Origin of the sequence: Sphingomonas abaci (assembly GCF_014199625.1) — a bacterium.
GTDB lineage: Bacteria > Pseudomonadota > Alphaproteobacteria > Sphingomonadales > Sphingomonadaceae > Sphingomonas > Sphingomonas abaci.
Genome location: NZ_JACHNY010000003.1, coordinates 462,733 through 475,929 on the forward strand (window position 1 = coordinate 462,733; position 13,197 = coordinate 475,929).

The following is a 13,197-nucleotide window of genomic DNA, read 5'->3' on the forward strand; positions in this document are numbered from 1 at the left end:
TGCCCCTGTCAGGGCAGGGGGTCAGGCCGTCAAAGCGGCGACCACTCCACTGCATCCTCCTCGCCCTCGTCGTCGACCGCGGTCCCGGTACCGGGACCGATCGCGTCCAGCAACTGGTCGAGCACCCAGTCGAGCCCGGTGCCTGCCGCGCCGGACATGGGGATGACCTGCGCGCCGCTCGCCTCTTCCAGCTCGGCGGACAGGGCGGCGATCAGTTCGTCGTCCAGCGTGTCGATCTTGTTGAGCGCGATCACCACCGGTTTCTCGTCCAGCCCCGCGCCATAGGCTTCCAGCTCGCCGCGCACGATCCGGTAGCTTTCGGCCACATCGGCATCGTTCGCGTCGATCAGGTGGAGAAGCACGCGGCACCGCTCGATATGGCCCAGGAACCGGTCGCCGATGCCGGCTCCGTCCGCCGCGCCCTCGATCAGGCCGGGGATGTCAGCGACCACGAATTCGCGCTGGCGATGCCGCACAACGCCCAGTTGCGGCCGGGTGGTGGTGAAGGCATAGGCGCCGACCTTGGCCTGCGCATTGGTGACCGCGTTGATGAAGGTCGACTTGCCGGCATTGGGTAGGCCGACCAGCCCGGCATCCGCCAGCAGCTTCAGGCGCAGCCACACCCAGGCCTCCTCGGAGGGCCAGCCGGTGCCGTGCTGGCGCGGCGCGCGATTGGTCGAGGTCTTGTAGGTGGCATTGCCGCGCCCGCCGTCACCGCCGCGCAGGAACACCTCGCGCTGACCGACCCGGGTGAAGTCCAGCAGCACCTCCTCCTTGTCCTCGGACAGGACCTGCGTGCCGACCGGGACCTTGATCACCAGATCGTCGCCACCCGCGCCCGTGCGGTTGCTGCCCGAGCCGCCTTGCCCGCGCGGCGCGCGGAAATGCTGGGTGTAGCGGAAGTCGATCAACGTGTTGAGGCCGGCCACCGCCTCGAAGATCACGTCGCCGCCCTTGCCGCCATTGCCGCCGTCGGGGCCGCCATATTCGATGAACTTCTCGCGCCGGAAGCTGACGGCGCCGGGACCACCCGAACCGGAACGGCAGAAAATCTTGGCCTGATCTAGAAAATGCATGACCGCGCTCTACCGCGAAGCGGGGCGGTCGTCACCCCGCCCTATGGGGTCGGGCTTCGGCCGGGGTCGCCGGCGGCGATCGCCCGTTCCGCCAGCCGCCGCGCGGCGTCGCGGGGCAGGCCAAGCGCCGCCGCCATGGGCGCGCCGAGCAGCGCGTCGCCGAGCGCGAGCAGCACCAGATGCAGCGTCTCCTCCGGGATCGGCCGCGCCGCCAGCGCATCGTCGCCGCGCAATTCCTCGACCAGGTCATGCACCACGGCCAGGATCGGCGTCAGCGCCGCACGGTCGCCGGACAGGATCATCCAGCTCGCCAGCGCCCCGGCGCCACCGGCATCGAAGGCGTCGAACACAAGCCGCACGATTTCGCCTGGCCCGTCATGCCGCGCCTGGGCCGTGCGGATCGCCGCCTTGATCGCGGCGGCGATCTCCACCGTCATCCAGCCGGACAGCGCCTGCTGCAACCCCGCCGCCGAGCCGAAATGGTGGAGCAAATTGGCATGGGTGCGACCGATCCGCGCCGCGACCGCCTTCAGGGTCACGCCTTGTGGGCCTTGCTCGATCAGCAGCGCACGCGCCGCCTCCAGCGCCGCCAGGCGCGATTCGTCCGGAGTGAGGCGACGGCGGATTGACATGGGGGGAGGGCGAACCTTATTTACATCCGTGTCAGTAGTGGCGGGTGCGGACCCGCCGCAGCGTTCCTTCGGAGGATAATGTGGGCAAAGCAAGGACCCCCGCCGACCTGACCATCACCCCGCGCGACGTGCGCTTCGGGCGCGGGCAGCGACTGGGGCGCTATTGGCTGAACGACGATCCGATCGCGACCGCCTTCTACAACGCACTGTCGGTCACCTTCCCCAAGGGCGAAGCCTATTTCTGCGAGAGCGTGAAGGCGTTCCGCGACGGTGCGCCGCCCAAGCTGGCGGCGGAGATCAACGCCTTCGTGAAGCAGGAGGTGATCCACAGCCGCGAGCATGTCGCCTTCAACCGCCATGTGGTGAACCAGGGCTATGACGTGACGCTGCTCGAGCGCCATGTCGACGAGGCGCTGGCGCTGACCAAGGGCCGGCCGCCGATCGCCAACCTGGCGGCGACCATGGCCCTGGAGCATTTCACCGCGATGCTGGCGCACGAGCTGATCGCCAATCCCCGCCACCTGGCCGGCGGCGAATCCCAGGCGGCGGGACTGTGGCGCTGGCATGCGGCCGAGGAGATCGAGCACAAGGGCGTCGCCTACGACACCTGGCTTCACGCCACGCGCGACTGGTCGCGGTGGACGCGCTGGAGGGTCAAGGCGATGGTGATGCTGATCACCACCTGGAAGTTTTTCCAGGGCCGGCGCAAGGGGATGCTGGAACTGCTGCGCCAGGACGGGATGACCGGTCCGCGCGTCTGGGCGAAGCTGGCCTGGTACGCCTTCGGCCGGCCCGGCATGGCACGCAAGGTGGCGGGGGTCTGGTTCAGCTATTTCCTGCCCGGCTTCCACCCTTGGCAGCATGACGATCGCCGCCTGATCGCGCTGGCCGAAAGCGACTATGAGGACGCGCTGCTGCCCGAGGCGCGGTCGAAGCTGCACGCGGCGACCGGTTGAGGCGCGGCATCAGCGGATCGCAAAGCTCTTGCTCAGGCCATGGTAGAGCTTCTCGCGGCAGACGAACTGGCTGGCCCAGTCGGCGATGAAGGCGGTGGCGAACATCGGCAGCATCAGGCCCCGGCTGACCGTCGTCTCCGACAGGATGATCACGGCGGTCAGCGGCGCGCGCACCACGCCGGCGAAATAGCCGACCATCCCCAGGATGACGATCGCCGAGGACGGCGAGGCGGGGAACATCCAGCGCAAGAGATTGCCGATGCCCGCCCCCACCGCCAGCGAGGGGGCGAAGATGCCGCCGGGCAGGCCCGCCACGGCGGTCGCCAGCGTCGCCAGGAACTTGGCCGGGCCGAACCACAAGGGCGCGTCGACGCCGACGATCATCGCCCGCGCCGCACCGTAGCCGGTGCCCCAGGTCAGCCCCGTCGCGCAGCCGGTCGCCCCGACGACCAGTCCGCAGATCGCGGCGAAGACGACCGGCTGGGCCTTCGACCAGGCGGTCAGGCGATTGCCACCCGTCGCCAGCATCAGCGTCAGCCGTGAGAAGAGGCCGCCGGCCAGGCCGCCGATGATGCCCGCGAACGGCACGACGATCATGGCGGCGGCGAGCGGCATGTGCGCGCCGATCAGCCCGAAATAGATATAATCGCCCTGCAGCGACTGGGCGACCATGCCGGCGATGACGATCGCGGTGATCACCAGCAGCGTTACGCGCTGCTCATAGGCGGAGGCGAGTTCCTCGATCGCGAAGAGCAACCCGGCAAGCGGCGTGTTGAACGCCGCCGCCACGCCCGCCGCGCCGCCCGCGATCAGCACCGCGCCGCGCAGCGGCACGCGCAGCAACCGGTGGCTGAGGCCCATCACGGCGGCGGCGATCTGCACGGTCGGCCCCTCGCGCCCGACCGACGCGCCGCCCAGCACGGCGATCAGCGTCAGCATCGCCTTGCCCGCGACGGTCGGGATCGACACCAGCGAACGGGTCGCGCGCTCCGGATCGCCCTGCGCGGCGATGACCTGCGGAATACCCGATCCGCGCGCCAGGGGCACGTAGCGGCGGGTCACCCAGACCAGCCCGGCGAAGATCAGCGGCGTGGTGACCAGCGGCGCATAGGGGTATCGACGGGCGAAATGGTTGAACACTTCCGCCGCCGCGTCCGAGGACTTGGCGAACAGTGTCGCCGCCAGTCCGATCGCCACCGCTCCCATCAGGATGGCGAGCCGCGTGCGGAATCGGACCGAGCGCGGGCCTCGCGCGCGCAGCAGCGCACGATAGCGCGCGACCGTCCAGCGACGCGATCCCGTCTCGGGCATATCCGGTTCCACCATGGGGCCGACTAACCGCCCCGCGCCGAAAATTCCAGCGCGGGGGAAGAAAGGCAGGGGCGTCAGGCGGCGATCGGCAGGGGCGTTCGGTCGTCGTCGGCGAGATCGAGCGCATAGCCGACCGCGGGGGCCGACGCGGCGCGGGCCGCGGAGCGCCGCGGCATCGTGTCGCCGGTCGGGCGGAAACCGAGCTTGCGCAGCACCTTGCCCGATGCCGGATTGTCGACGAAGTGCCAAGCGTTCAGCCGCCGGAGCGGCAGGGCGTGGCGCGCCATCGCGACCACCGCACGGCCCGCCTCGGTCGCATAGCCGCGTCCCCAGGCGTCCGGCGTCAGCCAATAGCCGAGGTTCGGGCCGTCCGCCTCGTGCGCGATGGCGATTGCGCCGACCAGTTCCGGCTCGGACCCGTGATGGGCCAGGATGACGAAGCGCGGCTCCTCCGCCCCGCGCGGCTGCGCGATCCAGGCGGCGGCGTCCGATTCGCCATAGGGGTGCGGCACCCGGCTGAGCATCCGGGCCGCCGCGTCCTGCCCGATCGCCGCCGCCAGCGTGCCGGCATCCTCGGGCCAGGCGGGCCTCAGCGTCAATCTCTCCGTTCGCGCGAACATCTCCGTCTCTCCCAGTCGCGTCGCCCGGGCCCCTGCCACGCCGGAATGACGGGACGGAGACATGGGCGGTGGAGGGAGCACGAAAAAAGGGAGGCCGGGGTGACCCGCCTCCCTTTTTGTTCGGTTCCGGTGCCGGAACTCGGGTCACCCTGGTGGGCGACCCGGTTGGTCACCCGATGTTATTCAGCCGCCTCGGCCATAATCTCGACCGAGCAGAAGCTGCGGCCGAGTTTGCCCTTGGCAAACGCCACGCGACCATCGACGAGCGCGAACAGGGTATGGTCCTTGCCGATACCGACATTCGCACCCGGATAGAACTTGGTCCCGCGCTGACGCACGAGGATGTTGCCGGCGATGCACTCCTGGCCGCCGAACTTCTTCACGCCAAGACGACGGCCGGCCGAATCACGACCGTTGCGCGACGAACCGCCTGCTTTCTTATGTGCCATTGCGATCTACTCCTGTGCGCGTCGCTTAGCCAACCGACACGATCTTGAGGATCGTGTGGTTCTGGCGGTGACCGTTGCGACGGCGATAATTGTGGCGGCGGCGCTTCTTGAAGACGATGACCTTCTCGGCCTTCGCCTGCGCCACGATTTCCGCGGCGACGGTCAGACCGTCCACCGACTTCAGATCCGATCCCTCACCGGCGAGAAGCACATCGCCCAGCGTCACGGACGAACCGGCCTCGCCATCGATCTTCTCGACGACGATCTTGTCTCCGGCGGCGACGCGATACTGCTTGCCGCCCGTGCGCACGACTGCGAACATGGCCCTCATCACTTTCCAAATGCGTAGCCTCGCCCGGACCGATGCCCGACGAGGAAGAGGGGCCAGCTAGGCAAAGACCCCGCTATTGTCAACCGGGATTCACCCGAAAACGACTCCCGTAGGAGGCACCCGGCCTCAGTGGCGATGCTCGCGGCGCAGGTGGTAGCGGCCGTCGGCATAGCCGTTGAACAGGCCGGCGATGGCGGGATGGTCGACCGGTTCGTCGCTGTCGTCCGCCATCAGGTTCTGCTGGCTGACATAGGCGACATAGCTCTGCTCCATATTCTCGGCGAGCAGATGGTAGAAGGGCTGGTCGCGATCCGGGCGTATCCCCTCGGGGATCGAATCATACCATTCGTCGGTGTTGGAGAAGACCGGGTCGACATCGAACACCACGCCCCGGAAATCGAACATGCGATGGCGCACGACATCGCCGATCGCGAAGCGCGCATGGGCGATCGCGGGCGCGGCCGGCAGGTCGGCGGAGGCGGGAAGACGGTCTGTTTGACGCATGCCGCCCAAGGTAATGCGAGAAAGCGTCGCCAACAAGCATTCTGGCGCTTGCAACGCCGGATCGCTTTCGCTAGAGGCCGCCGCCTGACCAGACGGTCCCTTCCTTCGGAGGGTGCCGGCACCGCGGAGAGGTGGCAGAGTGGTCGAATGTACCGCACTCGAAATGCGGCGTGCCTTCACGGGTACCGTGGGTTCGAATCCCACCCTCTCCGCCATTTTTCCCTAGCGCCAGCCGCTGGGTGATCGCCGTGAAGCGGCGGGACATCAATCGTTCTGACATCATGGAGTCGGGCATCGACCTGCGCCATCGGCCGGGCGAATGGGGGCAACCCGCCCGGCGGACGCTCGGTCACGATAGCGCGGCGGCCGTATCGATCGGGACAGCCCGGCAGAGACGGCACGCGTCGCGCAGGTCGGCGGCGAGTTCGTCGACCCGTTCGATCCGCGCGTCCCAGGCGAACATGAACCGCGCCCCCCCGCCGATGAAGGTGTAGAAGCGCCAGCCGCGGCGGCGCAGTTCGTCGAGAACGGGGGCCGGGGCGGTCAGGAACACGCCATTGGCCTGGACCGGGAACAGCAGCCGGATTTCGGGCAGATCCGCCACCTGCGCGGCGAGCCGCTGGGCGCAGGCATTGCCGTGCCGGGCGTTGCGCAGCCACGCGCCGCTCTCCAGCAGGGCGACCCAGGGCGCCGACAGGAAGCGCATCTTGGAGGCGAGCTGCCCGGCCTGCTTGCAGCGATAGCCGAAATCCGCCGCCAGCGCCCGGTCGAAGAAGATCACCGCCTCGCCGACGGCCATGCCGTTCTTGGTGCCGCCGAAGCACAGCACGTCGACACCGGCCTGCCAGCTGATTTCCGCCGGGGTGCAGTCCAACGTGGCGCAGGCATGGGCGAAGCGCGCCCCATCCATGTGCAGCCGGAGTCCCAGTTCGCGGCACAGGGCGGCGATCGCCGTCACTTCCGCGACGCTATAGACCTGGCCCGTCTCGGTCGGCTGGGTGATGGTCACCACCCGGGGCTTGGGAAAATGGATGTCGGACCGGCTGGTCGCCAGCTCGCGGATCGCCTGGGGCGTCAGCTTGCCGTCGGGGGAGGGGGCGAGCAGCAGCTTGGAGCCGTTGGAGAAGAATTCGGGCGCGCCGCATTCGTCGGTCTCGACATGCGCCGCCGAGGAACAGATCACGCTGTGATAGGACTGGCAGAGCGAGGCGAGCGCCAGTGAATTGGCAGCGGTGCCGTTGAAGACGAAGAAGACCTCGCAATCCTTGTCGAACAGGGTGCGGAAGCAGTCGGCGGCCTGCCCCGTCCAACTGTCCTCGCCATAAGCGGTGGCGGAGCCGCCATTGGCGGCGAGCATCGCGTCCCATGCTTCCGGGCACGCTCCGGCATAGTTGTCGCTGGCGAATTGTTGCGGTTGATAGCTCGTCACAGGCCGTTTCCGTAAGAGTTGACGGCATCCGGCATCGGAGGAACGGCGATGTGGCTGGAAACCCGCTGGTTGCCGGATCGGCCACATCCCCCTGTGGCCAGGGGTACCACCTTGCGCGGGCGCAGGTTGGTGCCGGACGTTCGGTCCGACTCTTGATGCTGGTTAGTCGGCTACCGGGTGAAAGTCGAAGCGTCAAGTCCGGCATACGGGCAAAATCGCCGCCAGGGTCGCACTGCGCCGGGCAAGCGGGTAAGGCCCGGCGTCATCGCCTGTCGGTGCGGAGTGTATCGTGTCCTGCCTGTCCCCATCATTCGCGGCGTCTTCCGCGGCCCGCCATGTGTTCCGGCCGCTGGCGCTGTTCGCGGCAGTGCTGCTGACCGTCCTCGCCGCCAGCGGCGCGGTCGCGCAGGCCGATGATCCGGTGCGCGCGGCGGTGACGAAGCTGGCCCAGGCCTCGGCCGATGTCCGCGCGGTCGAGGCCGCGGCGGGGGATGCGCGCGGCCGTGAGGCGCGGGGCGACCTGATCGACCGGCTGGCGGCGGCGCGTGCGGTGGCGGCGGATACCGGCGCGACGCTCCAGGCGCAAATGGCGCTGGTCGATGCCAAGATCGCCGAGGTCGGCCCGACCACGCCCGGCATCGTAGACGCGCCCGATATCGTCACGCAGCGCAAGCTGCTGGCGCAGCGCCGCGCGACGATCGACTCGGCGATCAAGCGCGGCAATCTGATGTCGGTCGAGGCGCAGCAGCTCGCCGACAGCATCACCGCCGCCCAGGCCGCTGAACTCGGGCGCAACTGGGCGAAGCGCAACGCATCGCCGCTGACCCCGACCTTCTGGACCGACCTCGCCCAGGCGTTGCCGCAGGATATGGCGCGGGCGAGCCGCTATGCCGGGCGGGTGATGCGCGACATCGGGGCGGGGGCGCGGGGCGGCCGGGCCTGGCTGGCGGTGCTGGGGCTGGTCGTGGCGGTGGCGCTGGCCTGGCCGGCGCGGCTCGCGCTGCGCGATGCGGGGCGTCGCTATGCGATCGGCTCCGCGCCCGGACACCGGGTCCGCCGGTCGAGCTATGCGATGTGGCGCGTGGTCACGGGCACCGCGCTGCCGACGCTGGCGGCGGTGATGCTGGTGCAGGGCCTGCGCTGGTCGGGGCTGGCGGGCGAAACGGCCGAGCCGGTGCTGTCGATCTTCGTCTTCGCGGTCGGCATGGGCAATTTCGTCGGCGCGCTGGCGGCGGCGCTGCTGATGCGCAGCCAGGGATCATGGCGGCTGCTGCCGATTGGCGACCGGGTCGCGGTGGCGCTGCTGCCTTGGGCCTGGGTGCTGGCGGTCCTCACTGCGATCGATATCCTGCTGCCCGCCGTCAACGAGCTGCTGCATGTCGGCGGCGCGCTGGACGCGGCGGTGAATGCGGGCCTGGCGGCGATCCGGCTGGCCGTGATCGGCGGCATCCTGCTGACGCTCGGCCGGCTGCGCGCTCATGCCGACGAAGCCGCCGATGCCGCCGCCGCGCAGGCGCCGGCAACCGACAGCCCCGCCAGCGTCGGAGCGGGGCGCGCCTGGGTCGGCGGGGTCACGCTGGTGGCCTGGCTGGTGACGCTGGCCGGCACCGCCGCGCTGTTGATCGGCTACACCAATTTCAGCCTGTTCCTGACCCGGATCGCGATCGAATGGCTGGCGATCGTCGTCGCCACCTTCTACCTGCTGCTGGTCTTCGTCGACGATGTGGTGACCACCGTCTTCGCCGCCGGCAGCCGCACCGGGCAGCTGCTGGCGCGCGGCATCGGCATCCGGGCGAGCGCGATCGACCAGTTCGGCGTGCTGCTGTCGGGCGCGCTGCGGCTGGGCCTGGCGATCGTCGCGGTGGTGATGCTGCTCACCCCGTTCGGGTCGGACGTGGGCTCGACCTTCGACCGCTTCGCGACGGTCGCCAACGGCATCACCATCGGCGATGTCAGCATTTCGCCCTGGGCGATCATCCGCGCCGCGATCGTGCTGTGCGTCGGGCTGGCGCTGGCGCGATTGTTCATGCGCTGGCTGAACGAGCGCTACCTGCCGACCACCGAGCTGGACCTGAGCGCGCGCAACTCCTTCGCGATGGTCGCGCGCTATCTGACGATCATCCTGGCGGTGTTGTGGGGGCTGGCGTCGCTCGGCATCGGCATGGAGCGGATCGCGCTGCTGCTCTCCGCCCTGTCGGTCGGCATCGGCTTCGGCCTGCAGGCGATCACCCAGAATTTCGTGTCGGGCCTGATCCTGCTGGCGGAACGGCCGGTCAAGATCGGCGACCTGGTGCGGATCGGCGCCGACGAAGGCGATGTGAAGCGGATCAGCGTCCGCTCGACCGAGATCGAGCTGGGCGATCATTCGACGCTGATCGTGCCCAATTCCGAACTCATCACCAAGTCGGTGCTCAACAAGACGCTGAACAATCCGCTGGGCCGCGTGCAGGTCCAATTCTCGGTGCCGCTCAACCTCGATCCGTCGCGCGTGCAGGCGATCGTGCTCGATGCCTTCGCCGCCGAGCCGACGGTGCTGGACGATCCGGAGCCCAAGGCGTTCGTCGACAGCATCGTCGACGGCCGCATCCTGTTCAACTGCTTCGCCCATACCGCCGGGCCGCGCGCCGCTTATGGCGCGCGCAGCGCCGTGCTGCTCGCGGTGCTGCAACGCTTTGCCGAGGAGGGGATCGACGTCGGCACGGTGCCGCAGCCGCTCCAGCTGTTGCCGGCGGCGGCGCCCGGCGAGGGGCGGGACGTCAAAGCCTGACCGTCCGCCCCTCCCGTGCGCTGGCGCGGGCGGCATCGATCAGGCGCAGGCCTGCCAGCGCGTCATCGGCGGCGACCGGCGGCGGCGCGCCGTCGCGGATCGCGGCGGCCATGCCGGCATAATAGAGCCGCCAGTCGCCGCGCTCGCTCGGCACCGTGCGGCGATGACCGTCCGCCAGGGTCAGCACGCCATCGAGGCTTGGCTCCTGCACGCCGAAGCCGGGATCGTCGATCCGCCCGCCCGCGCGCAGCACCGCCTCCTGCGGATCGAGCCCGTGGATGGCGAAATGGCCATGCGTGCCGTGCAGCGCGAAGCGCGGGCGGGGGGCCAGCGTCAGCGTCGAGGCGGCGAGCGTGACCCGGCGCACGCCATAATGGAAGGTGAGTGTGAAAGCGTCGTCGACCTGCGCGTCCGGCCGCTGCGCGACCACATCCGCGCACACCCGCTCTGGCAGGCCGAACAGCACCAGCGCCTGGTCGACCAGATGCGGGCCGAGATCGGCGAGCAGGCCGCTTGCGACACCCGGTTCCTCGCGCCAGCCCTGCTTGATCGCGGGCCGGAACCGGTCCCAATGCATCTCGCAGCGGACCACGTCGCCCAGGGCGCCGCCCTGGACCAACGCGCTCACCGTCCGGAAGTCGCTGTCCCAGCGGCGATTGTGGAAGACGCTGAGCACCCGGCCGGCCGCTTCCGCCGCCGCGATCAGGGCCGGGCCGTCGGCGGCATCGGCGACGAACGGCTTGTCGATCACGACATGCTTGCCCGCCGCCAGCGCGGACCGGGCGAGGGTCGCGTGGCTGGTGTTGGGGGTCGCGATCACCACCAGCGCGATGGCGGGGTCGGCGATCAGCGCGGCCGGATCGGCGAAGATCCGCGCGTCCGGCCAGGCGGCGGCGACCGTCTCCGGCCTGGAACTGGCGATCCCGGCGAGGCGCAGCCCCGGCGTCGCGGCGATCAGCGGCGCGTGAAAGGCGCTGCCCGCCAGGCCGAAGCCGATCAGGCCGGTGGCGATCGGGATCTGGGTCATCGAAGGTCCTGATATGGGGGCACGATCGGATGGCTTCTGGCACATCTGGGCGTCGCCGCCCATCGCTCCGGCCGATTCGCGCTGACCGAGGTCAAGCGGAAGGGATAGTCCAGGCCCGCCGCTTCGTTGTCTTCCGCATCCGCCCCGTTGAAAGCCCCGCCCTTGTACAGAGTCCTGGTCGCCGAAAGCGAAACCCCCGAAGACCGTGCGGCGCGCCGCGAACGCGCGGGGCGCAGTTCCGGCGAAAGCTACATCGCCACGCTCGAACAGATGGAGCCGGATATCGTCGCCGACCGGATCGCGCCCGCCGACGACGGCTCGCCCGTCTACCCGCCGGATCGCATCGCGGAATATGACGGCGTGTTCCTGACCGGCTCGCCGCTCCATGTCTATGAGGACAGCCCGCCGGTGCGGCGGCAGATCGCGTTCATGCGCGCGGTGTTCGCTTCGGGTGTGCCGGCCTTCGGCTCGTGCGCGGGCCTGCAGGTCGCGGTTGCGGCGGCCGGGGGCCAGGTGCGGGCGATCCCGGAGCGACTGGAGGCCGGCATCGCGCGCCGCATCGCGCCGACCGCGGCGGGGCGCGGCCATCCGCTGCTTGCCGGCCGCCCCGCCAGCTGGGACGCGCCCGCCATCCATGGCGACGAGGTGGAGAGCCTGCCCCAGGGCGGGCTGCTGCTCGCCGGCAATGGCGTCAGCGCGGTGCAGGCGGCCGAGATCCGGCACGACGGCGGCATCTTCTGGGGCGTGCAATATCATCCCGAACTGTCGCCCGAGGAAATCGCCAGCGCGTTGCGGCGTCAGGCGGGCGATCTGGTCGAACAAGGGCTGGCGACCGACAAGGCGGCGGTGGCGCGGCAGGCGGACCTGCTTGCGGCCTTGCAGGACGATCCCGATTCGCCGGCGCTGCGTTGGGAATTGGGCGTCGATGCCGAATTCGCCGACATCGCCTGTCGGCGGCGCGAGCTGCGCAACTTCCTCGACACCCTGGTCGCGGCGCGCCACGCGCAGCGGACGGGAGCGTGAGGGCATAAGACGATTTGCGGCGGGCGCGCGACGCGGAGCAGGCTGGCCGATGGCGTTCGCTGCCAGGAAACCCTGCGGCCCACCCCATCGCCTCGCAGAGGAGGGATGATGGAAAAGTCGATCGTCGCCAGCGTCAGCTGTCGCCCGGCCGATCTTTCGCGGCAGGACCCTGTTGTTCTTCACTGCCCGCTCGATGAGTACCCCGCGCCCGAAACTCTGGTTCTTTTATACGACTTACCCTTCTGGCGCGTCGTCATTTTGTGTACGATCGGCGAAGAACAGGTGGGCGAGAGGGGCCATGGCATCACTGACGACCGATCTTCCGTTGCTGGACCGTGCGCCGCTCGGCCGGAACCTGACCTATGGGATGCTCGACAATCTCGGCCGCGCGATCGTGACCGGCCATTACGATCAGCGTCCCTTCCCGACCGAGGCCGAACTGGCGCGCCAGCATGGCGTCAGCCGGTCGGTGACGCGGGAGGCGGTGAAGATGCTGACCGCCAAGGGGCTGCTCAGCGCCCGGCCGCGCCAGGGCACGGTGATTCAGCCCTCGGGCAACTGGAACCTGTTCGACACCGATGTGCTGCGCTGGCTGCTTGAGCGTAAGTTCTCGATCGAGCTGTTGGTCCATTTCAACCAGTTGCGCGTCGCGATCGAACCGGAGGCGGCGGCGCTGGCGGCGGGGTTCGCCGGACCCGGCGATCATCGCGACATCGCCGCCGGGCTGGAGCGGATGCGCGCGGCGGAGGCAGGGGAGGATGATCCGCTCGACGCCGACATCGCCTTCCACGTCGCGATCCTGCGCGCGTCCAAGAATCCCTTCTATGCGCAGTTCCGCGACGTGGTCGCGACGGCGCTGCGCACCTCGATCCGCTTCACCAACCGGATCAAGGGCCGCACCGCCAATATCGCCGACCATCAGGCGGTGGCGGAGGCGATTGCGGCAGGCGATGGGGTGGCGGCACGGGCGGCGATGCGCCGCTTGATCCAGGACGTGCTGACGCTGATCGACGGCGGGCCCGATGCGCCGGTCGCAGGGCAGGGGGCACCGGGCGGCGACTGACCGCCCGGC

At 69.6% G+C, this 13,197-nt stretch carries 13 protein-coding genes, 1 tRNA gene and 1 riboswitch; of the genes, 5 read left to right on the forward strand and 9 right to left on the reverse strand.

What is annotated here, in order from left to right; genetic code table 11:
• Positions 1 to 29 precede the first annotated feature (29 nt).
• The gene (gene obgE / locus GGQ96_RS09820; protein WP_184114086.1) at positions 30 to 1,076 is read right to left on the reverse strand and encodes a GTPase ObgE; all 1,047 of its coding nucleotides are present in this window, start codon (positions 1,074 to 1,076) and stop codon (positions 30 to 32) included.
• Between the two features lie 41 nt (positions 1,077 to 1,117).
• Positions 1,118 to 1,708 (reverse strand): TetR family transcriptional regulator, encoded by a 591-nt coding sequence (locus GGQ96_RS09825; protein ID WP_184114088.1) that lies wholly within the window; start codon positions 1,706 to 1,708, stop codon positions 1,118 to 1,120.
• An 80-nt stretch (positions 1,709 to 1,788) separates the two neighbouring features.
• On the opposite strand from GGQ96_RS09825, the gene GGQ96_RS09830 reads away from it, so the two are divergent.
• The gene (locus tag GGQ96_RS09830) at positions 1,789 to 2,664 is read left to right on the forward strand and encodes a metal-dependent hydrolase (RefSeq protein ID WP_184114090.1); all 876 of its coding nucleotides are present in this window, start codon (positions 1,789 to 1,791) and stop codon (positions 2,662 to 2,664) included.
• Between the two features lie 9 nt (positions 2,665 to 2,673).
• On the opposite strand, the gene GGQ96_RS09835 is transcribed toward GGQ96_RS09830, so the two are convergent.
• From GGQ96_RS09835 to hspQ, 5 genes are all read right to left on the reverse strand, one after another.
• Entirely contained in the window at positions 2,674 to 3,975 is a 1,302-nt protein-coding gene (locus tag GGQ96_RS09835) for a chloride channel protein (RefSeq protein ID WP_184114092.1), read from the reverse strand.
• Between the two features lie 74 nt (positions 3,976 to 4,049).
• A complete protein-coding gene (locus GGQ96_RS09840) occupies positions 4,050 to 4,595 on the reverse strand; it encodes a GNAT family N-acetyltransferase (RefSeq protein ID WP_184114094.1) in 546 nt (181 codons plus the stop codon).
• A gap of 179 nt (positions 4,596 to 4,774) precedes the next feature.
• Entirely contained in the window at positions 4,775 to 5,044 is a 270-nt protein-coding gene (rpmA, locus tag GGQ96_RS09845) for a 50S ribosomal protein L27 (protein WP_125995713.1), read from the reverse strand.
• Between the two features lie 25 nt (positions 5,045 to 5,069).
• Positions 5,070 to 5,366, reverse strand: a complete 297-nt coding sequence (rplU, locus tag GGQ96_RS09850; RefSeq protein ID WP_125995714.1) for a 50S ribosomal protein L21 — start codon at positions 5,364 to 5,366, stop codon at positions 5,070 to 5,072.
• Positions 5,367 to 5,501: 135 nt separating this feature from the next.
• Positions 5,502 to 5,879: a heat shock protein HspQ gene (gene hspQ, locus GGQ96_RS09855; RefSeq protein WP_184114096.1), complete on the reverse strand. Its 378-nt coding sequence runs from the start codon at positions 5,877 to 5,879 to the stop codon at positions 5,502 to 5,504.
• A gap of 125 nt (positions 5,880 to 6,004) precedes the next feature.
• Between hspQ and GGQ96_RS09860 the strand changes: the two genes are divergently transcribed.
• Positions 6,005 to 6,094, forward strand: a tRNA-Ser gene (locus GGQ96_RS09860).
• Between the two features lie 134 nt (positions 6,095 to 6,228).
• Here the strand turns inward: GGQ96_RS09860 and GGQ96_RS09865 are convergent.
• The gene (locus GGQ96_RS09865) at positions 6,229 to 7,308 is read right to left on the reverse strand and encodes a threonine aldolase family protein (RefSeq protein ID WP_343058989.1); all 1,080 of its coding nucleotides are present in this window, start codon (positions 7,306 to 7,308) and stop codon (positions 6,229 to 6,231) included.
• Positions 7,309 to 7,363: 55 nt separating this feature from the next.
• Positions 7,364 to 7,472: riboswitch (SAM-I-IV-variant riboswitch) on the reverse strand.
• Between the two features lie 173 nt (positions 7,473 to 7,645).
• On the opposite strand from GGQ96_RS09865, the gene GGQ96_RS09870 reads away from it, so the two are divergent.
• The gene (locus tag GGQ96_RS09870) at positions 7,646 to 10,075 is read left to right on the forward strand and encodes a DUF3772 domain-containing protein (RefSeq protein WP_343058990.1); all 2,430 of its coding nucleotides are present in this window, start codon (positions 7,646 to 7,648) and stop codon (positions 10,073 to 10,075) included.
• On the opposite strand, the gene GGQ96_RS09875 is transcribed toward GGQ96_RS09870, so the two are convergent.
• Positions 10,065 to 11,102 carry an oxidoreductase gene (locus GGQ96_RS09875; protein WP_184114099.1) on the reverse strand — a complete coding sequence of 346 codons (1,038 nt, stop codon included), beginning with the start codon at positions 11,100 to 11,102 and terminating at the stop codon, positions 10,065 to 10,067. The genes GGQ96_RS09870 and GGQ96_RS09875 overlap by 11 nt on opposite strands.
• Positions 11,103 to 11,264: 162 nt before the next feature.
• Here GGQ96_RS09875 and GGQ96_RS09880 point away from each other — a divergent pair, with 162 nt between their 5' ends.
• Both GGQ96_RS09880 and GGQ96_RS09885 read left to right on the forward strand, forming a co-directional pair.
• On the forward strand, positions 11,265 to 12,125 hold the full coding sequence (locus tag GGQ96_RS09880) for a type 1 glutamine amidotransferase (RefSeq protein WP_184114101.1): 861 nt from the start codon (positions 11,265 to 11,267) through the stop codon (positions 12,123 to 12,125).
• A gap of 298 nt (positions 12,126 to 12,423) precedes the next feature.
• Entirely contained in the window at positions 12,424 to 13,188 is a 765-nt protein-coding gene (locus tag GGQ96_RS09885; RefSeq protein ID WP_184114103.1) for a FadR/GntR family transcriptional regulator, read from the forward strand.
• Positions 13,189 to 13,197: the final 9 nt, after the last annotated feature.